General features: G+C 33.7%; 25 protein-coding genes. 16 read left to right on the top strand and 9 right to left on the bottom strand.

The annotated features are described in order from the left end of the window. The first annotated feature begins 918 nt into the window (after positions 1-918). The 11 genes from J2772_RS19695 to J2772_RS19645 all read left to right on the top strand — a co-directional run bounded on the left by J2772_RS19695 (position 919) and on the right by J2772_RS19645 (position 12,708). Positions 919-2,088, top strand: coding sequence for a T9SS type A sorting domain-containing protein (locus J2772_RS19695; protein WP_209919717.1), 1,170 nt, complete (start codon positions 919-921; stop codon positions 2,086-2,088). A 139-nt stretch (positions 2,089-2,227) separates the two neighbouring features. Beyond that, positions 2,228-4,879, top strand: a complete 2,652-nt coding sequence (locus tag J2772_RS19690) for a 4-alpha-glucanotransferase (protein ID WP_209919715.1) — start codon at positions 2,228-2,230, stop codon at positions 4,877-4,879. A 139-nt stretch (positions 4,880-5,018) separates the two neighbouring features. Beyond that, positions 5,019-6,071 carry a hypothetical protein gene (locus tag J2772_RS19685; protein WP_209919712.1) on the top strand — a complete coding sequence of 351 codons (1,053 nt, stop codon included), beginning with the start codon at positions 5,019-5,021 and terminating at the stop codon, positions 6,069-6,071. Between the two features lie 178 nt (positions 6,072-6,249). Continuing rightward, a complete protein-coding gene (locus J2772_RS19680) occupies positions 6,250-6,696 on the top strand; it encodes a hypothetical protein (RefSeq protein ID WP_209919710.1) in 447 nt (148 codons plus the stop codon). A gap of 127 nt (positions 6,697-6,823) precedes the next feature. Then, a complete protein-coding gene (locus J2772_RS19675) occupies positions 6,824-7,333 on the top strand; it encodes a ferritin (RefSeq protein ID WP_209804726.1) in 510 nt (169 codons plus the stop codon). 210 nt (positions 7,334-7,543) lie between these two features. Then, on the top strand, positions 7,544-9,034 hold the full coding sequence (locus tag J2772_RS19670) for a sigma-70 region 4 domain-containing protein (RefSeq protein WP_209919708.1): 1,491 nt from the start codon (positions 7,544-7,546) through the stop codon (positions 9,032-9,034). Positions 9,035-9,205: 171 nt separating this feature from the next. After that, complete coding sequence (locus J2772_RS19665; protein WP_209919706.1) at positions 9,206-10,153, top strand: hypothetical protein; 948 nt, start codon at positions 9,206-9,208, stop codon at positions 10,151-10,153. Between the two features lie 28 nt (positions 10,154-10,181). Then, positions 10,182-10,958 carry a hypothetical protein gene (locus tag J2772_RS19660; RefSeq protein WP_209919703.1) on the top strand — a complete coding sequence of 259 codons (777 nt, stop codon included), beginning with the start codon at positions 10,182-10,184 and terminating at the stop codon, positions 10,956-10,958. Positions 10,959-11,103: 145 nt separating this feature from the next. Next, a complete protein-coding gene (locus J2772_RS19655; RefSeq protein ID WP_209919702.1) occupies positions 11,104-11,556 on the top strand; it encodes a recombinase family protein in 453 nt (150 codons plus the stop codon). Then, positions 11,537-11,857: a helix-turn-helix domain-containing protein gene (locus J2772_RS19650; protein ID WP_209919700.1), complete on the top strand. Its 321-nt coding sequence runs from the start codon at positions 11,537-11,539 to the stop codon at positions 11,855-11,857. The genes J2772_RS19655 and J2772_RS19650 overlap by 20 nt, the downstream gene beginning before the upstream one ends. 167 nt (positions 11,858-12,024) lie before the next feature. After that, the gene (locus J2772_RS19645) at positions 12,025-12,708 is read left to right on the top strand and encodes a DUF6058 family natural product biosynthesis protein (protein ID WP_209919698.1); all 684 of its coding nucleotides are present in this window, start codon (positions 12,025-12,027) and stop codon (positions 12,706-12,708) included. Positions 12,709-12,782: 74 nt separating this feature from the next. Here J2772_RS19645 and J2772_RS19640 read toward each other — a convergent pair whose 3' ends face one another. The 4 genes from J2772_RS19640 to J2772_RS19625 form a co-directional block, all read right to left on the bottom strand. Continuing rightward, on the bottom strand, positions 12,783-13,580 hold the full coding sequence (locus J2772_RS19640; protein ID WP_262899070.1) for an MFS transporter: 798 nt from the start codon (positions 13,578-13,580) through the stop codon (positions 12,783-12,785). A 14-nt stretch (positions 13,581-13,594) separates the two neighbouring features. Continuing rightward, entirely contained in the window at positions 13,595-13,804 is a 210-nt protein-coding gene (locus J2772_RS19635) for a hypothetical protein (protein ID WP_209919693.1), read from the bottom strand. A 307-nt stretch (positions 13,805-14,111) separates the two neighbouring features. After that, positions 14,112-14,336, bottom strand: coding sequence for a hypothetical protein (locus J2772_RS19630; RefSeq protein ID WP_209919692.1), 225 nt, complete (start codon positions 14,334-14,336; stop codon positions 14,112-14,114). Positions 14,337-14,570: 234 nt separating this feature from the next. Further along, positions 14,571-17,711: a UvrD-helicase domain-containing protein gene (locus tag J2772_RS19625; protein ID WP_209919689.1), complete on the bottom strand. Its 3,141-nt coding sequence runs from the start codon at positions 17,709-17,711 to the stop codon at positions 14,571-14,573. Positions 17,712-17,893: 182 nt separating this feature from the next. On the opposite strand from J2772_RS19625, the gene J2772_RS19620 reads away from it, so the two are divergent. From J2772_RS19620 to J2772_RS19605, 4 genes are all read left to right on the top strand, one after another. Next, on the top strand, positions 17,894-18,640 hold the full coding sequence (locus J2772_RS19620; RefSeq protein WP_209919687.1) for a carboxypeptidase-like regulatory domain-containing protein: 747 nt from the start codon (positions 17,894-17,896) through the stop codon (positions 18,638-18,640). Positions 18,641-18,672: 32 nt separating this feature from the next. Continuing rightward, complete coding sequence (locus tag J2772_RS19615) at positions 18,673-19,452, top strand: hypothetical protein (RefSeq protein ID WP_245365277.1); 780 nt, start codon at positions 18,673-18,675, stop codon at positions 19,450-19,452. Positions 19,453-19,483: 31 nt separating this feature from the next. Next, positions 19,484-20,296: a carboxypeptidase-like regulatory domain-containing protein gene (locus J2772_RS19610; protein ID WP_245365276.1), complete on the top strand. Its 813-nt coding sequence runs from the start codon at positions 19,484-19,486 to the stop codon at positions 20,294-20,296. 90 nt (positions 20,297-20,386) lie between these two features. Beyond that, complete coding sequence (locus J2772_RS19605; protein ID WP_209919683.1) at positions 20,387-21,121, top strand: SIMPL domain-containing protein; 735 nt, start codon at positions 20,387-20,389, stop codon at positions 21,119-21,121. A 143-nt stretch (positions 21,122-21,264) separates the two neighbouring features. Here the strand turns inward: J2772_RS19605 and J2772_RS19600 are convergent, their stop codons facing one another. The 3 genes from J2772_RS19600 to J2772_RS19590 are packed head-to-tail and all read right to left on the bottom strand — an operon-like array spanning position 21,265 to position 23,265. Continuing rightward, the gene (locus J2772_RS19600; protein ID WP_209919681.1) at positions 21,265-21,777 is read right to left on the bottom strand and encodes a GNAT family N-acetyltransferase; all 513 of its coding nucleotides are present in this window, start codon (positions 21,775-21,777) and stop codon (positions 21,265-21,267) included. Positions 21,778-21,782: 5 nt separating this feature from the next. Further along, complete coding sequence (locus J2772_RS19595) at positions 21,783-22,004, bottom strand: PspC family transcriptional regulator (RefSeq protein WP_002981826.1); 222 nt, start codon at positions 22,002-22,004, stop codon at positions 21,783-21,785. A 1-nt stretch (position 22,005) separates the two neighbouring features. Then, positions 22,006-23,265 (bottom strand): DUF2851 family protein, encoded by a 1,260-nt coding sequence (locus tag J2772_RS19590; RefSeq protein ID WP_209919727.1) that lies wholly within the window; start codon positions 23,263-23,265, stop codon positions 22,006-22,008. 403 nt (positions 23,266-23,668) lie between these two features. Between J2772_RS19590 and J2772_RS19585 the strand changes: the two genes are divergently transcribed. Beyond that, entirely contained in the window at positions 23,669-24,010 is a 342-nt protein-coding gene (locus J2772_RS19585) for a hypothetical protein (protein ID WP_209919679.1), read from the top strand. 110 nt (positions 24,011-24,120) lie between these two features. Here J2772_RS19585 and J2772_RS19580 read toward each other — a convergent pair whose 3' ends face one another. Together J2772_RS19580 and bshA are read right to left on the bottom strand one after the other, a co-directional pair. Further along, positions 24,121-24,723 (bottom strand): hypothetical protein, encoded by a 603-nt coding sequence (locus J2772_RS19580; RefSeq protein ID WP_209919677.1) that lies wholly within the window; start codon positions 24,721-24,723, stop codon positions 24,121-24,123. Between the two features lie 282 nt (positions 24,724-25,005). Continuing rightward, positions 25,006-26,154: an N-acetyl-alpha-D-glucosaminyl L-malate synthase BshA gene (gene bshA / locus J2772_RS19575; RefSeq protein ID WP_209919674.1), complete on the bottom strand. Its 1,149-nt coding sequence runs from the start codon at positions 26,152-26,154 to the stop codon at positions 25,006-25,008. Positions 26,155-26,171: the final 17 nt, after the last annotated feature.

The following is a 26,171-nucleotide window of genomic DNA, read 5'->3' as shown; positions in this document are numbered from 1 at the left end:
GCGCCGATGGTACTGCTAACGCGGGAGAGTAGGCCGCCGCCAGTTTTTATTTTATTTTTAAAAATCCTTTATCATTACGATAAAGGATTTTTTTTGCTTTATACTATACCCAACGAATAAAGCAGATCTAATCCACAACTCAATCCAACGAAAACCATAACCATGCTCATAGCCGCCTATCTTTAAGTTTTGGCTAAAGCCATTGGAATTATTCTTCATGATAAAGTGGACTCCCTTCGACTAAGCTCAGGATTACTGCCCGTCCCTATTGAATATTAGCTATATAAATACCTTTTCAAGTCAATTTATCATTCTTTTGATGACAGATATTCCTTGGTATTATTACTATTCTTTTTTCCCATAGCCTATTGTCACTGAGTACTTCTAATCTTCGACTTCTGTAAGGATCCTTAGCAATTATAGGGCTATGAAATAAGCTATCCATAATCAGTAGAATAAAATTATGAATACTGTCTAGATCCCTACGGAATGACAAAGAGTACAGTTTGGTTACAAGCTAAGGTATCATACAAATATTCACCATCATTATAGATTACTCATTGCTTATTACTCATCATAATAGGTCCTTCACTAAATTAACAGGCAAATACCCATCATTCATCAATTATCACTTATCATTCATACTTCATTCTAGCCCCGATAGTAACGGTTACCCCACAGCATAGGTTGGTGAGCGGGGGCTAAGCTATGAGAACACTGGCGTGAGGAGTAGGAGTGGATAGCGGGATATAGCTCCTGAAAATAGTTTGAAGTAGTACTGATGCTTTAGAATACTTCATTGTTTGAATTAATTTATTATAAATTTTATTCAAATCCTTACTTTTTTTTGTTTTTTTAATGGGTAAATTATGTAACTTAGTCATATTATAATGATTATGAATCTAAAATATACATTCTATGAAAAAACATTTATTCCCTCTATTTTTACTGTTGCTAGGTGTGAATGCACAGGCTCAACAAGATTTTTATGCAATTACAGGAAAGGAGACACAGTCTATTAATTTTAATGATTTTCGTGTAATAGACGCAACGAATGGCACTTCGGGTGAGAAGGTTTTTACTGCTGATTCATCTTCAAAGGTTTTTTCCCAGACCAGGAGAGGTTTAGTGACTGAGGACAAAAATTCTTTTAATAATTCTCAGGCGGTGACGATGGCAGCATTGGCATATGATTCATCAAATAATAATCTGGTGTACATGCCTATGTTTTCTTCTAATATTTATGTTTTAAACCCTCAGACTAAGGAAATTACTTTAGTAGAAAATAATGTTGTGCAGGTAACATCTTGTGATATTAATTCTCATATTACGAGAATGACTACGGGATATGACGGAAATATTTATGCGGTTAATAATTCTGGAACACAGCTTTTACAAATCAGTAAAAAAGGTGGACAGTATGTAGTTAATGATCTTGGAATCATTAAGGATAATGCTTCAAATGGTAAAAATTCATTTACTACAATAGAGACAGGATTTGGAGGAGATATGGTTGCTGATACAGATAATAACTTTTACATTTTTGCTGCTTCAGGAAATGTTTTTAAAGTATCAGCCAAAGAATTAAACGCAAAATTTGTGGGTAAAATTGCTGGAATTCCTGATAACTATTCTGTGAATGGTTCTGCTGTGAATGCACAAGGAAAGGTAGTTATTGCAAGTGCTAAAGGCGCTCCTTTATATGAAGTAGATCTTACTACTTTACAGGCTAAACAGCTTCCGGGAGAACAAAACCTGCATATTTATGATTTGGCCAGTAAATATTTTGTAAACGACAGAGTTGCTGCCAATAATAAGACGTTAACTAACCTGGATATTTATCCTACCAGAGTTGATGAACAGTTTGTAAATGTTCATGTTAATAATAAAAATGTGAAAGGCAATATTAAGCTGAACGTTTTTGATATGTCCGGAAAAAATGTAATGAGCCAAAATCTGTCTGTTAAAGACGGAGCATTGGATGAGAAGGTTTATTTTAAGGGATTGATTAACGGAGCTTATATTGTAAGTATAGCTGATGAATCTGGAAAAGTAATACTGAATAAGAAAATTCTTATTACTGAATAATCGGCTAAAAAGAGATCTATAAAATTAGAGTTATCATAAAAGCCTTTTCAATCTGATTGAGAAGGTTTTTTAATGATTATTTGATATTCAACAAGTTTTATTTTTCGATATTAAAATGTACTTTTATAAAAAAATATAGATGAAGCTATACTTTAATGTAGGATATATTGTAAAATCCGGAGAAAATCTGCAGTTGGTGATTCGTGAAGAAGGTACTGCAGCTCATATCCATACGATGTTTTGTGCAGAGAATGGTTTGTGGAAATGTGAAGTGGATTATTTTTCCAGATCTATTTCCTATCAATACAGAGTTGTTAATGAAAAAGGAAACGTTTTAAGAGACGAGTTTGTTCAGCATCATCTTAATTTCCCACATAACTATAAGGAATTTATCATTTTTGATGAATGGAATAACAAAAACTTTCCTGAGAATTATTTAAATAATAAAATTCTTTACAACAAATTACATGACTTTAGTCCGGAGAAATCAACAATATTAAAAAAACATACTCATTTATTCAGACTGGAAGCTCATATTTATAATAAGGATTGGAGAATTGTATTGTTTGGAAATACGGCATCTTTAGGAAACTGGGATTATAATAGAGTAGTTCCTTTGTATCAGACTGATTTCGGTCTTTGGGAGGTATCTGTAGAAATTCCTGAAGATCAATATATTGAATTTAAATATTGTATTTACGATACTAAGGAGAAGAGAGTAATAGATGTAGAAACCGGTGAAAACAGATTTACAGTTGCTAATCCGTTGCCGGATGTTTTACAGATTGTTTCTAACCATTATTTCAGATTTAAAGGATATCAGATGTATCATGATGCCGGGGTTGCCGTTCCTGTATTTTCTTTAAGAAGCGAAGACGGTTTTGGAGTGGGGGAATTTTCTGACATCAAAAAACTGGCAGACTGGACAAAGGAAACAAACCTTGGAATCATCCAGATTCTTCCTATTAATGATACCACAGCAAATTATTCGTGGACAGATTCTTATCCATACGCAGCAGTATCTGTTTATGCTTTACATCCTCAATATATTTCATTAGAAAAACTTGACTTCCCTTTACCGAAAGAATTAGTTAAAGAATATAAGGCTGATAAAGAGGTTTTGAATGCTCTTGACCTTATCGATTATGAAAAAATGATTGAAGGGAAATGGAAATACCTGAAAGCTGTTTTCCATGCAGAAAAAGATAAAATCTATAAGGACAGAAACTTCAAAAAGTTCATTAAGGATAATGAATACTGGCTGGTTTCTTATTCTGCATTCTGTGTTTTAAGGGATAAATACAAAACGCCTAATTTCAATGAGTGGAAAACTCATAAAAAATATATCGCAGGAAAGATCTCACAGTTTTTTACAACCAAAAGTAAAGATTATGAACTTTCAATGCTTCATGCCTGGGTACAATATCAGCTTCATGTTCAGTTGAAGGATGCCGTAGATTATACCCACAATCTTGGAGTTTCTTTAAAAGGAGACTTACCTATTGGAATCTACAGATATTCTGTTGAAGCTTGGACTGAACCGGAACTCTTCGGTATGGATTTCCAGGCTGGAGCACCACCGGATCAGTTTACAGAGCTTGGTCAAAACTGGGAATTCCCTACGTATAACTGGGAAGCCATGAAAGCAGATGATTACAGATGGTGGAAAAACAGATTCAAAGCATTAGAACAGTATTTTGATGCTATGAGAATCGATCATATTTTAGGCTTCTTTAGAATATGGAGAATGCCTATCTCTGCCGTACAAGGTATTTTAGGATATTTTTATCCTGCTGTTCCTATTGTTTTGGATGAATTTAAGGCCTGGCAGATTCCGTTTAAATTTGATAGATATTGTAAGCCATTCATTAACAATGAAATCTTATGGAAACATTTTGCTACAGATAGTGGAAAGGTTCTTGTATTTATGGACCGTAAGGAAGACGGAAGCTATTCTTTTAAAGAAGAATTTGATACCCAAAGAAAACTGGTAGATTTCTTCAAGAAAAATCCATATGGCCCGCTTGAGGAAAAATTGATTTCCCTTTGTGCCAATGTTTTGTTTTTACCGGAAGAAAGAAACGGAGAAACGGTTTACCACCCAAGGTTCAATGTTTATAATACAGAATCTTATCAATATTTACCGGAATCTGAACAGAAAAGTATTTATGATCTGTACCACGATTATTTCTTCAGAAGACAGGATCATTTGTGGTATGAAAAAGCAATGGAAAAACTTCCGATGATTCTGAATGCTACGAAAATGCTGATTTGTGGAGAAGATCTGGGTATGGTTCCTGCCTGCGTACCGGTAGTAATGGATGAACTGGCGATTATTGCTCTGAAAGTTCAACGTATGCCTGCAGAAAATATCCCATTCTATGATCCAAGGCATGCCAGCTATATGAATGTGGTTACTGCTTCTTCACATGACAGCTCAACCCTGAGACAATGGTGGAAAGAAGATTCTGCTTTAACACAGAGATATTTCAACCAGCAATTGGTTCAATATGGAAAAGCTCCTGTAGAATTGACTCCTGATCTGGCGGAGATCATTATGAAACAGCATTTATATAATGAATCTATGCTGGCTATTTTCCCAATTCAGGAATTTCTGGCTACAGATGCCAAACTTACCAATCCTAAAATGGATAATGAAAGAATTAATAATCCTGCTGTTTTCCCACATTATTGGCGCTATAGAATGCACATAAAGCTGGAAGATCTTAAAAACCAGGATTTTTTCAATGAAAAAATTGCTCACTGGATAAAAGATAGTGGTAGAATGTAAATTTAACACCTGAATATCAGTTAATTAAAAATATTTTAAAAGAAGTTTGATCTAAAGATTTAACTTCTTTTTTTTATTTGTATCAAAAAGATAGAATTGAGATATTCTGCTATATATTAACCAATTAACGACTATAGAGATGAAAAAAATATTTTTGGGATTAGCTTTTGGGTTTGGCGTTTTAACGTCTGCTCAGCAGTATCCGAATAATGGTTGGGGTGATGATGGTTATTATCAGAATGGAGCAGGCTATTATGGCGACGAGGATGACAGAAATTATTTCCCTGATGATTATTATTATAACTATCCTCAGGACTACTATCCAGGTGATTATTACCAAAGCTATTATAATGATTACAGAAACAGTGTTATTAATATTGATTGGAACGGGTTCTTTATACAAAATAGATTAAGCCGTTGGCAGGTAGATCAGATCATGAGACTGAATAACCTGTACGCTAGTTTTTCAGCATGGGATAATTTTTACAGATATAATCCGGACAGATGGTATTACGATAGGTTCTATGCGTTGGAAAGAATTATGGGACCAAGGGTTTTTGTAGTTTTTCAGAATAATTATTATAGAGGAGCGAGTCCTGTTGTATACTTCCAAAACTACAGAAGAACATATTATGCTCCAAGATATACTGTAATGCCAAGATATAGAAATATCAATATCAATATTTACAGAGTAGACCGTTCAAGGTTCAGAAGAGCTGATAACCCTACTTTTGATATTGTAAGAGGCAGCAGCAGACCAGATAATGGCTTTAGAAGCAATAGCTCCGGTGGTTTTAGAGGAAGCTCTGACAACAGTGGTTTTAGAGGGAATTCAGATAACGGAGGTTTTAGAAGTAATAATTCTGGCGGTTTTAGAGGAAACTCTGATAACAGTGGATTTAGAGGTAATCCAGATAATGGAGGTTTCAGAAATGATAATTCCGGAGGTTTTAGAGGAAACTCTGATAATAATGGATCCCGCGGAAACTCAGATAACGGTGGTTTCAGAAATAATAACGGCGGATTTAGAGGTAATAATGAAGTGAGACGGGAAGCGGCTCCTGCTCCATCAAGAGAAAGTAATGGTGGATTCAGAGGCAATAGTGGTGGTTTCAGACAACAAAGATCTGAAAATTCTTCACCAAGTCGTGGTAACAATGGAGGCTTTAGAGGAAGCTTGGTAAGGAATTAATTTTCATATATTATATTTAAGTGGTGTGAAGGACAGGTTTTTATAATCTGTCCTTTTTTTTGTATTTTATTAATTTATTTTTATTAAAAATTAACATTATTTATGAATATGCTAATTTAACTTATGGTTTAATACTGAATCAAAAAGGTATAATAACAATTAATTAAATTTTAAAAAGATGAAAAAATTAGTTTTAGCAATAGCATTTATCGGAATGGGAAGTTTTGCAATGGCACAACAGACAACTCCACAGGACAAGGAAGCAAGAAGAGCAGAAATGCATCAGAAAATGCAACAAAAAGAACAGGAACATCTTGCACAGATGCAGAAAGATCTTAACCTTAATGCTTCACAGGTAGCACAGGTAAAGGCATTACACGAAACAAGAAAAGCCGAAATGAAAGCTGAATTTGCAAAGAATAAAGAAGTGAGACAAGCTAAAATGGAGGAAATGAAGACCAAAAGAGCACAAATGGATGCTGATATGAAGAAAATCCTTACTCCTGAGCAATATGATAAATGGCAGGCTGACAGAAAAGTTAAAATGGAAAAGAAAAGAATGGCTATGAAGGATCGAAGAATGATGAAAAAGCCGATGAATACAGCCGCTCCTGAAGTAAAATAACAATTTGTAATTTTGATTTTTTAATGTGTAAAGGATGGGATTTTTTCCATCCTTTTTGTATTAATTTTCTGTAAAACTTTTGATTTCGGGCTTTTATTCCCTATTTTTGAATATAAATTTAATACTTATGGTTAGCGAAAAAATTGCAAAATTAATTAACGAACAAATTGCCCACGAACAATATGCTGCTCAATACTATCTTTCAATGTCTGCCTGGTTTTCAGGAAAAGATTTAGATGGAATTGCCAACTATTTCAGAGTGCAAAGCAAGGAAGAGTTGATGCATGCGGATAAAATGTTTGATTATTTAAATGATGTAGGAGGAGAAATTATCATTGGAGAAATTGCAAAACCTCCACATGAGTTCGATAATGCAACAGATATTTTCGAGAAGGCATTGGCACATGAGAAAATTGTAACTAAGAGTATTTTCAATATTGTAAAGAATGCTAACGAAGAAGGTGATTTTGCAACAACATCTTTCCTACAATGGTTTATCAACGAACAGGTAGAAGAGGAAGCAAGTGCTTCGCAATATGTAACAAAGATTAAGATGGTTTGTGATAACCCATCTGCATTATATCTTTTCGATCAGGAATTAGCACAAAGAGTGTTTACTCCTAATCCGGCTGTTTAAGAATCAAATGTTTTCAAAAAATATAAACCGCTTTTCAACAGAATAGCGGTTTTTATTTTTCATGAAATTTCATAAGTTGTACTCAATATTGAATCTTATTTTCATCTTTATTTTATTTTTCGAAGTCTTCTTAGTATGAAAATTGTTTATAAGTCTTTAACTTTACTAATTTATAGTACGAAAAATAATTTATAAAAAATAGTAAGACAAATGATAAAAACAATTGATTTTCATATCAGAACTTTCTTTATTGTGCTTTTATGTTTTCATTTTGGAAACATCCAGGCTCAAGAGAAAGGATCTTCAAGGGTGTTATTGGAAAAAGAACGAGATAAAATCCTTGTTAATGGTCTGGATAATCCAAATGAAGCTTTAATGAAACTTCAGGATTTACAAAATCGAGCATTAAAAGTAGAAGATTTATATTTTGCAAACAATTGTGAAGCTATAAAAGCATTAATATATTATAATATTTCAGATTATCCCAAAGCCTTAGAATATGGAAAAAAAGCGATGGAAGAAGCAAGGTCTAACCATTATATGGACATTGAATCTATTGCCATGGGAATTGTTGGAATGCAGTATTCTAAAGTAGGGCTAAAAGAAGAAGCAATAATGATGGGGAAAAAAGCTATGACATTAGCAGAGAGTAATAACAGCCCTGATTATATAGCAGCTCAGTATAAAGTAAGTATTTACTATAATCAGATTCTGAATGAATGTGATTTTGAAAAATATAAACTTGAAATGCTAGAATTAGATAAAAAGACTCTGCTGCTTGCCAAAAAGCTTAATAATAGACAGTACATCCGGAATGCACTTATTAATATCACTGCAGATTATGTAGCCAATAAAATGTATGAAGAAGCCAAAAAGGTGAATAGGCAACTGTTAAAAAACTATATAGGTGAATCTGATTATAGTGATATGGTTCTGTATGATAGGGCTGGAAATCTTTATATAGGTACTAGACAATCAGATAGTGCTATCTATTATTTATATAAAGGGCTTTATTTGTCTAAAAAATTAAATTTACCAGAGGATAAAAGTAATTTTTTAAGACAATTAAAGGAAGCTTACCGTTTGGAAGGGAATTCGGAGAAAAATGAGAATATTGATAAAGAGTACACTAACATAGTTGACCAGCAGTCTTATAAGAAAAAAGAAGCACTTCAAACATCTGTAAAAAATATTATAAATGAAAACCAAAAAAAACAAGAGAGAAAAACTAACTTTTTCAAAACTACAGCACTTATTTCTTTTATTGCTATTATTTTTCTTTCGGTTGTTTATTATATATATTATACCAGATTCAAGAGACAGAAGTTGAGCGTAGAAGCTCAGCAAAAAACCATTAAAGAAAAACAGGAAAGTATTCAACAATTGCAAAGCCAGTTAAAAAAACATAATACATTAGATGATATTATCCAATATGCAGTGGAAGACAATCCTGTTTTTCTTAAAAGGTATAAGGAAATCTATCCGGATTTTTTTGAGAAACTATATTCTTTAAGTTCAGAGCTTACTATTGATGATCTTAAATGTTGTGCTATGTTGCATCTCCATTTTTCAACCAAGGAAATTGCATCCTACACACATACCTCAATACGTACTATTGAGAATCGAAAGTTTCGGATTAGGAAAAAAATTAACATGCAAGACTCACAAAAAGATTTAAATGAATTTTTGATTAGTTTGTAAAATATTATTTTTAATTTGTTGTTTTTCAGTATTTTGTAAAATGGGAATAAGGAGTGAGTAGAGATTAAGTACTGTTTTATTTGGGATTTATATCTTCTGAATATAATTTTGTTATCCTAAAGCATAAAAATCTTGTACAGATTTATTGAAGTTATTTTAAAAATACACATGATGAAAAAAAAGTTATTGACAGGAATGATATTTTCTGCAGCGATGTCCTACGGTCAAGTAGGTATTAATACTCCACAGCCTCACCCAAGTTCTGATCTTACTCTTGCTTCTGAAAATAAAGGATTGCTTCTGAACAGAGTCATTTTAAAAAATACAACCAATGCAGCACCACTTGCAGGACATGTGGCCGGAATGGTTGTATATAATACTGTAACTGATGGAGATGTAACTCCAGGTGAGTATTATAATGATGGAAGTAAATGGGTTCGTACGGAAGCATTAGAGTCTTGGTTGGCAGCAGGTACAATGGTAAAAGCCTCTGAGAGCACACAAAATATTTATAGAATCGGTAAAGTAGGGATTGGAGATTTTAGTTCTTCTAATGAAATTCTTGTCGCTTCTTTACAGGTTAAAGGAGCTATCAGAGGAGGAGAATACGATAGAAATGAAATCCCGGGGAAAAACAGTATTGCGGTAGGAAGTGCTGGAAATTCAGCCAAGGGAGATTCCGGGGCAGCATTTGGCTTTGGAAATAGCGCAGGTGGAGATTATTCGCTGGCAGCAGGATACGGAAATTATTCTTCTAATATAGCTACCGTTGCTCTTGGACAGTCCAATAGGGTTAATTCTCAGTTTTCTGTTGCGATAGGAAGCAATCATACGATTGGTAAAACGGTTTTAGGTGGTTCTGTTGCTATTGGAACACAAAATACGGTAAATCATGATAATAGTATTGTATTGGGAGGGCATGGGACCAGTACTAAGTCAGAGCAGTTGGTATTTTCGAGTTTTATTGGGGGAATCAGATTTCAGGATAAAGTTACTTCTTCTACTAATTCAGGAAATGGAATTCGGGAGTATGCAGACAATGCAGCAGCTCTGGCGGCGGGGCTAGAATCGGGTACCCTCTATAGAACCGGTGATGTTTTAAAGATTGTACACCAGTAGAAAAAAAAAATATATTTATTAACACACGATGAAAAAAAGTAAAGTATTATGGACAGTGGCCATTTTAAGCATTAATCATGTTCTTTTGGCTCAAGTCGGTATCAACACTCCTAATCCTCGAGGGGTATTACATGTAGATGGGAAAAAAGATAATCCTGCAACAGGAGCTCCTTCTGCTGCTCAGCAAGCTAATGATTTTGTTGTTACGTCCTCTGGTAGTATCGGTATTGGAACCACTGCTCCCTCTGCAAAAATAGAAATACAAACAGGAGGTACTGCCACTGTTCCAACCCCTGGTTTTAAGCTGGTAGACGGGAACCAGAAAGAAGGGAGGATGTTAATGTCTGATGCTAATGGCCTTGGTACATGGCAATCTTTAACGAATAAAAATATAACTGTTTGGGAAATGGGTGGAAATACTACCCTTAATATGGATAATACAAGTAACAATACATTCAGCCAGGAAAGAGGAAAGGGGAGTATAGTATATGACAATTTAGGGGCTACAAATGATGTCAATTCCATAAATGTTCCCCCTGGGAGGTATCTGATCTTTATAACACATGATATAAGCGGTTTTGAATATGGCCAATTCCAATTAAAATCTAACAATAATAATATATTCAATACTTTTTATGGAGAATGGCTGAATGGGACAGCATTTGCCAATCTGACAGCTCCTGTAAATAATTTAACAGTGTGGTTTTTAGGATCTGGATATAATCCCAATACTACTTATTATAAAACTGAATACAATGCAATAAACCATTATATAAAGCTTGTTTTCTTTAGGTTGGGAGAATAAGTAGGATTGTATAAAAAAAATATTTTTTTATACAAGTTTTTCAGGAATGTTTTTGAAGGAATTATAATTTGTTGTGTTTAAACACTTGACTTTAAAAAGTGATTTTGTGAAATTTCATTCCTGATTTTTATTTTTTTTAACAAATATGCAAAATTTTAAAAATATACATATCGGAGAACTTATTCAAATTAAGTTAAGAGAAGAAGAGATATCTATGGAAAGAATCGTCAATTTTATGAAGCATACAGAACCGCAAGTGAAAGAGATGTTTCAACAGGAAAATTTGTCTACAGATATTTTATTGAAGTGGTGTAAATTATTGGAGTATGATTTTTTTCGTGTTTATTCCCAACATCTCATTTTATATTCTCCCCCTAGAAGTATAGGTCTTAATAATGACAATAAAGAGAAGAAAAAGTCAGTTCTGCCGGAATTTAAAAAGAATGTTTATACAAGAGAAATCATTGATTTTATAGTAGAACTGATTATCGATCATAAAAAAACACAACAGAAAGTTGTGGAGGAATATCGAATTCCAAGAACAACATTATACAAATGGCTGAAAAAATATCCAAACAATGAACAGACCCAATTATAAAAAGATTTATAAGGATCTTATCCAACAAAAATATCCGGAACATCTTGACGAATGCCAGAAAATTTTATCTCAAAAGGATTTATCATTTTTTGATATTATACAATTGAATTCTATTATTTCAAAAAACTCACAAAAACAGGATAGGGAAAATCAGAGGTTTCGTTCATATGATAGATCTACGATAGTTGAAATTCTGGAATATCAAAAGAAACATAATATCAATAATACCGAATTGGCAAGGTATTTTAAGTTAAGCAGAAATACTGTTACCAAGTGGAAGCAATATTTTCTCATATCATAACAGCTACTTATTATTAGTATATAACCATCCATGAAACTCAATGTAAAATACATTTGAAAGATTAATCAGAACAAATTTAAATAGCACAGAAGTGTTTAAAGTAGAATAACAAGAAGCTTCTAATTGGACTGTTTTTTATTTTGTAAGTTTATAGTAATTAAAAGAATATGAAAAATATAGAATATATACGATTACATTATGTTGAAAAATATGATTTACTTCGATTAACAGCTATTGATATTGATTTTTTAAATTTTTTATTGAATGAAAAGCTTATTCCAGCGGCTTCTTATGTTGTTGAATCGGAAGTCAAGATTCTATCTCCTTTAGGCGATGAAACAAATGAAAATATAAAAGAAGAATATTTTGGGAAACATATTTTATCATTGATAGAAGGTTTCAAAAAAAATACATTACAATCCACAGAATTCAAACAAAGATTTAAAGAGAACTTTAAGAATGTTTTGCTAGAGCATAAGGACAGGAATTTTGCATATGGAAACATTTTTGATGAAAATAGCAATTTGATTGAGGAACTTTTTGAACATTATTTTGATAATGAATGGGACCATTACTGTAATGGGATATACGGAATTTGTACTTTGAATGCAACTGAAAAGGAAATCGTAGAAAAGGAAATTATCGTTAAAAAATTAATTAATTTTAATAAAAAGTTTTCTACATCTCAGTTGGATAATCAACAGAAAGAAGAATTGATAGAACTCAATAAAGAATTTAATGGTGTAACTCGGCTTTTTGCTCCATACCAAAGGGAGGTTAGCAGTCGTGGAAAATATTTAGATATGATCCTGAAAAAAAACAATCTTTTTTGTGAGATAAAAAATTACTAATTATGATTTTGAATCACAATATAAAACCACTATTACAATTCTATGGAGTAGTGATTTTTTGTCGACAGATATTTTTATTTCTTATTTTTTATCATTGTGCGAAATCCCAGGTATACTCCCAGTATGGCAAGAAATAATACATAAAAGGTACTCCACAGCATGAGCATCCTACCTGCTCCCTTTTTATCATACATTATTCCTCCCAAAACAGCTCCAAGACTTATGGTGATCAATGTATAGCTTTGCATGGTGATTGCTTCTTTTCTTGTAATATTAAAAAAATTACTCATTAAGTTGGGAATCATCAGGGTAAGAAGGATAGAACACCCTGTAAAAATCCAGGTGAGCAGGATCGAAAAACTGATATCCGGAAGATGAAATTGAAAGATCTTTTGCAACGGTATTTTTTCGCTTAAGGTCTTCTTTTCTTTCATTTCAATGAAAACAGGAGTTTCCTTGGGATACCTGCGGAGAAAAATGGTAACGATACCAAATAGCCCACCCAGAATGAAAGGATACCTCCATGCTCCGTTAAAAACCTCTTCTGTAGAAAAGGATGTATTGATAAAAAGCGTAATAGCAGAACCCAATAACACTCCCATAGAAAGGCTGGCAGTAATCATGGAATCAGCTAATCCTACCCGGTTTCCCGGAACATGTTCAGCTACAAATACCCAGGCTGCGGGAATTTCTCCTCCAATGGCAAAACCCTGTAAAATTCGTACCACCAGAAGAAGTATAGGGGCAAAATACTCGATTTGTTGGTAAGTGGGTAAAAAACCTATGGCCAATGTTGGAAATACCATCAGAACGATGGATAAGAAAAATATTTTCTTTCTCCCGAAAAGATCTCCGAAATGTGCCATGATCATTCCTCCGACAGGTCTTACAAAAAGCCTACAGCAAATGTACCGTAGGTATTCATTGATGCCCAGAAAGAATCTAAGGTGGGTGGAAAGAAATGCTCTCCAATTATTTTTGCGAAAAAAATAAATACCACAAAATCATAAAACTCCAGCATTCCTCCGAAAGAAGAAAGTATTAATGTTCTGATGTCATGGTTGTTTAATTGCCTTGGTTTTGTGAAAAAGGGCATTTCCATATAGATTTGTCAGTATATTTAAATCTAAAATACATAAAATTATAGAGTATGATGATTTTATTTTGATACATAAAATTAATTCCTGATACAAAATTAGGGTACTGATATGTATTTTATTTTTATTCGAAATCGAAATCAGAATTGGAAAAAGGATTACTATAAAATGAAAATTTGTAGTAAGAATTATTTTCGATGCGACTTTTTGGAATCCATGTTTAATTAATCCCATGAATGGGTTAAGGTTAAATATTAGCTTCTTTTTTTTAGCTTAACCTTTTGCATCTTTGATGGGCTCGGATGTTTATTTACTCTGCCTTTGCCTTTGTATTCTAACAGCCGCAATAAAAACAATAGAACCTATCATGATACTCAAAAAAGCAGATTTAAAAAGACTTTCTGTAGGCATATACCTAAAACCTTCCTTGGTTACAGGAGGATCAATATAATCGAGAATATTAAATATGACAGTTCCGGATAAGGCGATCATAATGACGCTTATAAGAAATGAGATAAGATAAATTTTCATGGTTAGATCATTAATACTTGTGTTAGTTTTTAAGGGTAGCAATGATTTTACATTTTCCAGTAGTTTTTATATGACGAAAGATACAATTTAATCTATTGTCTTAGGTGCTTCAATGAGTATTATATTTTGGTTAAGAAAATAGTATTACCATTTTGGCGCAAGAAATTGTATTGTTGACCAAAAATATCACATCCTGACTTTATGATATTGAAATCTATCAGAATAAAATAAGATTTAGAGATAGATTATCTGTGTTTTCAGAACTTTTTTACCCAATCTTTCCAAAATATTTTTGTATCCCTGTACCTGTTCTTCATCCTTACCTTTCTCTTCACCTGTTTTAAAGTCGACAATGATATAGCCTTCTTCACTTTTCAGAATACGGTCAGGTCTTGAGATATGGCTTTCCCCATTTTCAGAGATCATAATATCCTTTTCATTGATAACCTCCCACTTTTCATCAAAGAATTCAGAATACGTTTTGACAATTTCCTGTAAAGTAATTTGTATTTCATTCTTCTCTTCCAATGTAATCTGACCTTCCAAAGCGTAGCCTTCCAATACTTTGTTAATATCTTTTTCAGTATTGATTTTAGATAAAAGCTCGTGTACAAAAAGCCCGATTCTTACTTTCTCGTTTCGTACCTGATAGTTTTTCGACGGAGTAGCAATTTTGATAGAAGTACTCTTTTCATTGACGTTTTTCAGATTCTGAATGTTCTGAGTTTTAAAAGATGAAGTCTTCGTTTTTGAATGTTTCTTCAGCATTTCCGGTTGTACTTCATATAGATCAAATGAATCAGCATTTTCAGTGTTTTTGGTCTGAATAAATTCTAATAGCTCAAGATTATTAGATGTTTTATTAGCTTTCTGAAGATAAAAAAATAACTGTTCAACAGGTCTTGTTGTTGCTACATACTGCAAACAGAGCCTGTCAATAAGGTTTTTATATGAATTCTTTTTATTGAACTTCTGAATTTCCTCATCATACACCTCCAGATTCTTACTGAACTGGTTGATGTTAACGGATTTTAAAGCATCACTCTCATTCGTCTCAAACCAATTGGTAAATTCGCTGTCCCGGTTTTTATTCATCATGGGAATAAAAACGATAGGAAATTCCAGTCCCTTAGACTTGTGGATCGTCATAATTTGAATGGCATCTATATTTTCAGAAGCCTGAATGGTGTAGGACGAAGCTTCTTCATCCCAGTATTTTAAAAATTCTTTGGTACTTGCACCAGCATTTTGTGTAAAATTGAAGAGCATTTCCAAAAAGTTAAGCAGGAAGTCCGTTTCCTTATTTTCTACAGAGAATTCATTGATGTAATACTCTATAAAGTTATAAAGGTTGAATCTCGGAAAATGATCCTGCTTCAGCTGTAATGAATATTTCTGTTGTAGAAACTGAAGAATTTCTTCATGACCTTCAATATCCAGAATTTCCTTCATTTCCAGCGTAAAATCTGCCATGTGAATTTTCCCCAAGGTATTCAGATAATACATCATCATAATAAGACAAGGCTTATTCTTCGGATTAATTTCCCACCTTAGAAACTCAATAACTGCCTTTAAGGTGTTGGAAAGCTCCAGCGTAAGACCTTTATCAGAGATGGTTTTAATATTGGTTTCCTCACCATGATAATTGGCCTTTAAATTTCCAAGTTTTTGAGAATAGCTGAAAATATCAAAATTTCCACGGCATAGAATCGTAATATCAGAGAACTTAAATCCATTGTCCAGACATTCCTGAATATCTTTCCGCATGCTCTCTGATGTATCATCATAAAATTCTTCATTGGTAAGATTTTCGATCAGGTTTACTTTTACACGTCCGTCAATCTTAGATTTAGGAGTTTGCTCAGCATCCGCCCCGAAAATATTTTTATGTTCCTCTTCCAGTTCCAGAGAATGATACTGATATAATTCATTGTTGAACTGTACAATATTTCTGGCACTTCTCCAGTTATCTTTAAGAACCAGAAGATCCGCTTCCTTAGGAGAAAATTCCTTTTTGTTGATGATATCCAGCATCAGTTTACTTTCTCCCCCACGAAACCTGTAGATACTCTGTTTGGGATCTCCTACCAAAGTAAAAGAAGTATACTCAGTGGAAACACTATGATCTCTCAACGGAACAAAATTCTGCCACTGCAATTCCGATGTATCCTGAAACTCATCAAAGAAATAATGCTGAAACTGTGCTCCTACCTTTTCATAAATAAAGGCAGACGGTTCGTTTTTAAGATTTTCATTGATAAGAATATTAAACTTTGAAAGGAGAACAAGATCATTCTCTTCCTCAATTTTCTTCAGCTCATCCTGAATATCCTTATTAACCTTTAAAGGAAGCAAGGCAGACAAAACTTTTTCTTTCTTCTGAGTTTCAATATACAGAAGAATAAGTTTCATTCTGTTTTCAATAAGCTGATCCAGAATTTCAAAAATTTCAGCTTCTTTATGTTTAGATTTTGAAGAGGCTCCTTTCCTGTAATTGTTGACTACAGATTCTTCCTGTGTAGTAGGAAACGGAAAACCAGCTCTTTTCTGTTGGTGAAAATCAATCACTTTGGTAAAGAAACCTCCGATTCCGTTTTTCCCCTGAGCAAAATCTTCAATCTCAATATTTCTGGATTTGAATATCTCAATAGATGCCGTAGCAAGTTCTGTCGCCTGTTTTTTATTCAGAACAATCTCTTTACGAAGTGTGTTTTTGATGTTTTCATAATTGGCATCATCAAAACTATCATTGTTTTTCAGGTGCTCATAGTGAATATCTTTTACAAACTCCTTTGCCGAATCATAAAGGTTTTTGTTAAGATTGATCCTTTCATTGTTTTCAAGGCTGTAATCTACATAATCCATGAAAGAATTAGAAATCGTATCATTTTCACCAATCTGATCCAGCATTTTATCTACCGCTTCAATAAGAAACGGTTCGGCTTCAATTTCAAGATTGAAATTTTTTGCCAGTCCCAATTCATAAGAAAAGCTTCTCACCAATCTTGAATTAAAACGGTCAATCGTCCCGATATTTAAAGTGGAGTAGTTATGAAGAATATGATCCAGTAATCTTTTAGACCGATGATGCAGTTCATCAATAGTAATTTTTAATCCCTGTTCTTCAAAAGCCTTCTGAATATTTTTAAGATCAGCATTCTCTGCATAATTACTAGCTGAGAAATTTCCTAGCCATGACAAAATCCTTTCCTTCATCTCGTTGGCGGCCTTATTCGTAAAGGTCAGGGCGAGAATATTCCTGATCGATTGCTGTTGATTAGGATAACGGAGACAGATCATCAGAAGTCGCTGAACCAGGGCGTATGTTTTCCCGGATCCGGCAGAGGCATTGATGACTGTATAAGAATTTTGCATTGTAAAAAGAGAATTGAGACTGCAAGTTAGCTAAAATTTAAAAGAAAATTTAACAATTCAATCTGCGTCTTTAACAGTTTCAGAAGCAAAAGCCAGAAAGAAATATTAAAAGGCGTTAACGGTGGTTAAACTTATGTAACAAATTAAAAATAATTTTAGCTTTGCTCTATAAAAAATAACCTGTGAAATTCAAACTACTTCTTTTCTTATCTCTGATTTTCTTCATTCATTCCAATGCCCAAAGTTATATCTTCGGAAAAGTAGTTTCTGAGAGTGGAGCTGAAATGCCAGAAGTCAGTGTAGTCAATATCCGGACCGATGAAATGGTACTTTCAAACGGAGATGGTCATTTTATGATTTCCGGAAGAGTAGGAGATGAATTGAGATTTATAAAAGCAGGATATGATAGAGATGTGAAAAAGGTATCTCAGGAAAACGTACAGTCACCTATGAATATCAGCCTTGTCCGGTCAACCATTCAGATTCCTGAAGTAGTAGTTAAGCAGGGGCTCACTGGAAATCTGAAAATAGATTCAAAGATCTACAACAAGCCTAAAAAGGTAGAAAAACTTTTGGCTGATTTAGGGAAGTATATGGTACAGAAGTCAGATCCAAGAATACTTGCAGCAAAACCCGGTGAATTTGTACAGCCAAAAGGAGAAGGATTTATGATTGGAAAAGCAAACAATAAATGGGATGATATTGATTTTATGAAATATATCAGAGCGAGTTTAGGAGATGATTATTTTACCGATCTTAAAATTGAAAAGCCATTGATAGATCATTTTATTTCATATGTATTTGCCGGTGGTTTTGAAAGAAAGAAGATTTTAAAATATGGCTTCTGCAGTGATGAAGACCTGAATAGATTTCAACGTTTTGTTCTGACAAGAATATCATCTTACCGTGCAACAAAGACTCAAAGATAACCAAAATGAAAACTTATAAAAAAAATCTATCCATGAGTTTGCTCTGTGTGTCTACTGTAGTATTCTCGCAGCAAAAAGTAACAGGACTCGTTGCAGACAATAGTAATGTCAATATCAATCCGGTATTAATCATTAATGTTTCAAAAAATATATCTGTACTGAGTGAATCCTCAGGAAAATTTGTGATAAATGCTGATGAAAATGATGAAATAAGAGCAATAAAAGAAGGATATTATCGTGCCAGTAAGAAGATTGCAAAAGAAGACTTCAATACACCTGTGCTGATGATTCTCCAAAAAGCAGTGATCCAGATTCCGGAAGTACAAATTGCCTTCAGGCCTACCGGAAACCTGGAAAAAGACAGTAAACGCCTCAATGAGTCTCAAAAACTAAGGTCTTTAAAATCGGATATGTCAAAATATATGAGGAGTCCTTTAAATGAACCTCTACCAGATAAATCCATTTCTAAAACCTTTACAGGTCATGATTACAAAGTAGGGCAGGTAGATGTTTTTGGCATCATTGGTAAGGCGGTCAATCTAATTACTAATGTGAACAAACCCAAAATTACCAAAGCTAATTATATGGAGTTTCATGATTTTATGGTACAGCTTAAAAATGAAGTAAACTTAGATTTTCTGAGAAAATATGGGATGGAAGATGAACAGATTGATACATTTCTACTGTATGCAGAAGAAACAAGAGATCTTTCAAAAAAATTCAGAAAGGATTTCAATAGGAATGTATTAGAATTTGAATTAAGATTAGCTTTTTTAGAATATCGCAAATTAAATAAGCTTGATGCCAGATAAAATACTGGTATTTTTATAGATAAAAAAACAATTGGATTACAATTTAAAAAATAGAGTAAGTGTGTATTGGAAAAGAGGATTTATTTTCCTTGTGATGTTGTGCAGTAATCTTTTGTTTTCTCAACAGATGATAACAGGGCGGATTATTGATGAGGAAGGAGGAAGTTTGAGTGCTGTAACCATTGTTAATATATCTACGGATAAAAAAGTATACTCCAATTCACAGGGAATATTTTCCATTGAAGCCAACCCCAATGATGAACTGAGGTTTGTGAAAGAAGATTTCAAGAGAGTTTCCAGAAGGGTTATTTCAGATGGAACTAATGCACAATTGTTAATAACTCTTTTTCAAATTCCCAAAGATGTCGGAGAAGTGAAGATTGTAAAAAAGCTATCAGGTGATCTTGAACAGGATTCCAGAATCGTTGCGAAAGCAGATAAAGGGGAACAGGTAAAACAGGCTGTTGGTCTTCCTGAACCTGTGGGAAAGATGCGGGAAAAACCGGCAGAAGTGAAAAGTGTTCTTTTACCCATGTTACTAGGAAACCTTAATGTACAGGGAGCTTATGATCTGATAAGCGGTAAGGCAAGAAAACAGAAAAGACAATACAGATATGATGATCTGCAGGAACATATTGCCTGGGTTCGGAGCAGAGTAGAGGATGATTATTTTGTCAAAGCCGGAATTCCCGCCGATAAAATTTCGGAATTTATTGAATTTTCATTTTCAGCGAAACCTCAGGTTCGTACCTATGTAAAAGCCAGAAATCTGTCGGGAGTTCTTTTGAGGATGGAAGAAGTAATCCCTATTTTTATTGAAAGGCTCAATAATAGTCATAAATAGATCAAGCTCAATTAGTGTTAAAAAAATCTTAAAATATTGGAATGGAAATTGCTGCAATAATCTCATAATTAAACCAAATTCACACATTTTATGAATAAAAACATTATTGCAGTAGCCATAGGAGCTTTGGGTTTTGTTCTTGGCCTCGGTTTTTTGGGAAATGCAATCAAAAACAGAAATAAATCTGAAAATACAATCGCCGTAACAGGTTTAGGATCCAAACAGTTTACTTCTGACTTAATTACATGGTCAGGAAGTTTTTCTAAAAATAATTCTGAATTGAAATCAGCGTATGATGAATTAGCCCTGGACAGGAAAGTCATCAATGATTATCTCATTTCAAAGGGAATAAAACAGAATGAGATTGTATTTTCTTCTGTGGATATTCAGAAGCAGTTCAGGAGTTATAATGATTCCAATGGAAATTATGTACAGGGCGAATTTTCTGGTTACAACTTATCCCAAAATGTATCTATCGAAAGTAAGGAAGTAGGTAAAATTGAAAACCTTTCCAGAAATATCACTGAAATTATCAACCGCGGAATAGAGTTCACCTCTTCTTCGCCTTCTTATTTTTATACCAAATTGGCCACTGTAAAGCAGGAAATGATTGCCAGTGCGACAAAAGACGCTAAGGAACGCGCTGAAAAAATTGCAGAAAACTCCGGCAGCAGTTTAGGAAATCTTAAAAAAGCCACCATGGGAGTCATTCAGATCACAGCTCCCAACTCAAACGAAGACTATTCTTATGGCGGAACATTCAATACATCTTCCAAAGAAAAAGAAGCCAGTATCACCATAAAACTGGAATACGAAGTGAATTAGATACGATCAGTTTAACAATCCATAGAAAGAATAAAGTACAAACATGTGTGAAAATCTGAGCAATCTGTGGTTAATACTGCTATCCCAATTAACCCTTCATCCTCAATCAAAAAATAACGCCGGAATATTTCCGGCGTTCTATATTAAGGATAAACAGTATCACAAATTTCAGTTTTAATCTCCTCTACGTTTTCAGGAGAATAATTGGCCAGCAGCCATAAGTTCAGAGACTGTTTCCCTTCTCCATAGCTTGGCTGTATATAAGTAGTATCAATCAAACCGAAGTTATTTCTCTGATAGAAAGAATAACGTCTTTTAGCATCATCATTCAGATCTTCAGGTTCAATTTCCAGGATAATTCTCGGATAGTTTTCCAATAAGTGCTGCATGATATGAGATCCCAGTTTTTTGCTTCTGAAAGACTCAAACACTTCGAAATGTTCTACAAAAACAAAAGAACTTAGCTCCCATAAGATGAGGTAGCCTATTGCTTCAGATTCGTGCATGATAGACATGAAACTTACTTTTGGATTTGAAAATAAATTCAGAAACTGTTCTTTATCTCTTTGTTCGTCTACAGGAAAAGTACTGATATAAGAAGTATAGATCTCCTGAACTCTATGATCTTCAGCAGAAGTAATTGGCAAAAATTCCATAATCATTATAAATCAAAGACGCTTGGTCTTCTTGTGATGAAAATATCTTTAATCCACAAAGTAAATGCCAAACCCAGATAAATCAGAAAGAAAAATCCGGCCGTAGCAAAAGTAGAGTAGATGAAAAAGACCCTTAATTTGGAAACGGGAATTCCCAGCTTAGCACCCATTCTTGTCAGTACACCAAACCATTCTCTTTCCATTTTATGACGGATATTACTCAGCATTTCAAGATTCTTTTAAAAGTTTAAATCCAATACTGCAAGTTAAGCAATTTTTTTTGTCACATGAATTTTTATAGTGATAAATAAGGCTCTGGCTTTCGAGGGCATTAATGATGGGTACTCCAAGATTTTTCCAGTTCTGGACTACTGAGTTTTTTTCAGCAGTAATATTCTGATAAAATTCCATGATCTTATCCGCAATTTCTTCACTGTGATATTTATGGTAAGTATATTGTAAAGGAAGAATGGTATTCAGAATGATGAGGTCAATAAAATCCTTACTCAACACCTTGGGCTGTACTTTTGAAATGATTCCGAAATTAAAATGACAATCCCAGTATTCAGAAGCTTTCACCGATTTAAAAAGATCATACAGCTCTTCAATATTTTCTGCATCCATTACTTTTGAAAATAAATTCTGATGTTGATAAAGGTTTGCGAGTTGAGACAAACGTATTGTTGGAAAATTAGGTGGTCGTAATCTTAAAAATTTAGGATGGAATACCAGATCTGAAATCTTAAACTTTGCTTTTAGAAAATCAAATTCCCGTTTCCATATTTTCATTTGCCCGTCTTCAGGACTAGTGAGCCATCCGGAAATTCCAAACAAGAGTGCTTCAAGCTGTAAGGAATTCTGCCTGATCTTATTAATTATACTGTAATCCACGCTTTCTGCAATTTGTCTGAAAATATAAGCGTTCACTTTTAATCCGAAAGAATAAGCAAGGCTGTGGAATAAAACCGCTTCAAAATTATTTTTGTACAGAATTAAGCTTTGCTCAAGCTCATGAGACTTTTCTTCCAGTTTTTTCAGAATATTTCCTTCATGAAAATTCACAGGAATTTTATCTTTATTAAAAATATTTTCACAGGCAATAAACTGGTTGCTATGGATTAATCTTTCATATTTCCATACTATATTTTCATCAATATAATGTTTCAGTTCGAGAGTCGGAACTTTCTGATCAGTAAGCATACTAATTTCAGTATCATGTTGAAAAACAATATGAAGAATAATGTTCTGGTAATTCGGATCCTGAGAATGATTATGGAAAATCCAGTCTGAAGAACGGACATGCAGCTCTATATTTCCGGCAAGAACTACGCCGTTGATTTTGATTTTAGCATCCAGAAAATCCGGACCTGCATCTTTGTTCCATTTTCCGAATTGTATGATCTCAACAGAATTTCCTTCAACATCCTTGAAGTCAAAATATTTAAAAACCTTATAGTTCCAAAGATATTGAAGAAGCTTCTCCGTCATAGAGCTATATATTAATAAATCCATTCAATAGTTTCCATTATGAAATAGGCAGCAGGGATTGTTAAGTTTTTTACTCGATAGTATTCTGGTTATCTTTTAATCTTGAAAGTACTTATAACAGCTTTATGATCTGTTGGTATCATATCCCCGTGGAAGATAGACTGCATAGTGAGTATAGTCCAGATGAGCAGAGTATACGGCTATTTCCCGTCCCTTAATTTCAGTAATCAATTTATTTATGTATACTGTGAATAGCATTGTCCTTACTGAATTCTTTGATATGATATCTGCTCAGAATAGCAGTTTCATAACTTGAAAAAGAAAAATACTTCATGCCCTTTTTTCTAATGCCTGCAGTATTCTTTCGTAAAATGAGGTATTGTTATAGTTTCTCACCTCTGACATGGTAACAAAATCAGGATTGTGGGTTGCTATTTCATTGACAATAGCATTAAAACCTCCTGTTATCATAGTCCCTTCCTGTCAAACGTTGAATTGCATAACACTAAAAGTAAAACTGGTATCAGAGGTTGCTGTTTCTTCCGGCTGGTGGCATGAGGAGATTCCGGCTATGCAGAGAAGACTTATTATAAGGCTTCTTATAAACAGAGTGGAAGCAATTTTTTTTCTCATCATTTCAGTAATTGGGAATAAGTATTGCGATCAAGATAAATATAAATATCATGCTTTGATGAGTACGATGTTGAAGTTTTTCAAGCAGCGTTCTATATATGTCAATATGTAGAAAGATTATTTTTTATTAGGTAATTTTAAATCTGTTCTTTAATACTTTTCCTTATTTTGATTAAAAGACTCTTGTTAATGCCTAGCTCAGCCATATTTTATTTCTTGTGTTTAATTTAAATTCGGCATGGAATGCCAGGTTCCCTGAATCCAAAAAGTACCACCGGCATTTCCGGCATTAATGGAGGTAATACCATTTGTCGTTGTAAAAGTGAAATTGAAAACCTGCGGTAATGAGCTAGGCATGGTTATAGTAAGAGTAAAACTGTTGGCTGTTATATTTGTAACAGTGCCGGTTCCTCCTGATGATACAACAGGACTCTGAATAATAGTCATTGTGCCCCCTACTTTATACAGAAGTGAAAATGTTATTGCCGGGAGACCTGAAATTGAAGCGCGCCCTGTGAAATCGAGCCTCGCTTCTTTACTGCCTGTTCTGATATTTGTCCAGTTATTGTTGGAGTCTGACCACCTGTATATTCCTGATGAGTATAAGATATTTAAGGCACTTGAATTGGTTAGTGTGCCGTCATTGGACGTTACAACCACCGAATTAGGATATAATGTTGAATTATTAGTTGTTCCGGTTAGATTTCTAACTCTTGTATTTCCATTTACATCTAATGTTGCGGTTGGTGTATCGGTAGATATTCCTACCTGGGCAAATGACAGGCATGGTATCATTGATAGCATTAAAATAATTTTTTTTTTCATTTGTTTATGGATTTGTATTGATTTATTCAAGGAGAACACGATAATGGCTTTTGGAGCTTTAGATCTATCAGTTCTCATATTCTATAAAATGGGATAGGCAAAATTCGGTAATTTCCTATTTATTTTAAAATTTCTAGGTACAACATAGATACAACATATGTTGCCATAGTGTAGCTTCATAAATACTTCATAAATATTTATACATCAAAAAATCTTCTGCAAATACAGAAGATTTTAAAGTTGTTATTTTGATATAAATTTTAAAGAGTGTAATGTAAATATTTATACTTTCGTCAGCTCTTCTTTAAAATTTTCTATAGTTGTTCTATACATTTTTTCATAGATAGGAAGAATGTTTTTCAAATCGAATTTTATAGCCTGTTCTTTTGCATTTTTCTTCATTTTGGCTAAAAGTTCATCATTGCTTAATAATTTGATAGTGTAGTTGCTCATCGCTTCTACATTTCCGATTTCTGCTAAATATCCCGTTTCTCCCTGAATATTTACCTCAGGAATTCCTCCTGCATTAGAACTGATAACTGGAGTATAAGCCGCCATTGCTTCCAAAGCCGCTAAACCAAAACTCTCCTGCTCTGAGGGAAGTAAAAACACATCGGAAAGCTGAAGAATTTTATAAAGATCATTTACTTTCCCCAGAAGGCGGATTTTTGAGATAAGATCCGGGTTTTCTTCAAGGAATTGATTCACTTTTTCCATATCAGGACCTTCACCAATGATGATAAGTTTAGATTTTACCTTTTTCTCAACATTTTTAAAGATCTGTAATACTTCATCCACACGTTTTACGGGACGAAGATTCGATACGTGGATCAATATTTTTTCATCAGGATTTGCAAACTGAGTTCTCTGGCATTCCGTACAGTCGTCAAATTCAGAATTATCAATAAAATTGGTAATCACCTGGATTTCCTTTTTGATATTGAAAAACTGAAGCGTATCTTTTTTCAGGCTTTCAGAAACCGAAGTAATCGCATCTGATTGGTTAATAGAAAACTCTACTGCATGTTTATAACTTGGGTGCTGCCCTACAAGGGTAATATCCGTTCCGTGAAGAGTAGTGACCAAAGGAATATCATTATTGTCTTCCCGTAGCATCTGTTTAGCTGTAAAAGCCGCATATGCATAAGGAATGGCATAATGAGCATGTAGCAGATCCAGTTTATATAGATTAACAACCCTGTAGATCATTGAACTTAGCGCAATATCATAAGGTTGATACTGAAAAAGCGGATATGTCTGAACATTTACTCTATGAAAGAAAATATTCGGATTGGTAATGTCTAATCTTGCAGGAAGAGCAGAGCTGATGAAGTGTACTTCATATCCTTTGTTGGCAAGAGACATTCCCAGTTCTGTTGCTACAATTCCGCTTCCACCATAGGTTGGGTAGCAAAGTATGCCTATTTTCATTAGATTATTGTTGTTTT

It is taken from the genome of Chryseobacterium jejuense (assembly GCF_017877355.1).
Taxonomy (GTDB): Bacteria; Bacteroidota; Bacteroidia; order Flavobacteriales; family Weeksellaceae; genus Chryseobacterium; species Chryseobacterium jejuense_A.
The sequence above is the reverse complement of the archived record's forward strand: the minus strand, read 5'-3'. Positions and strand labels throughout refer to the sequence as shown.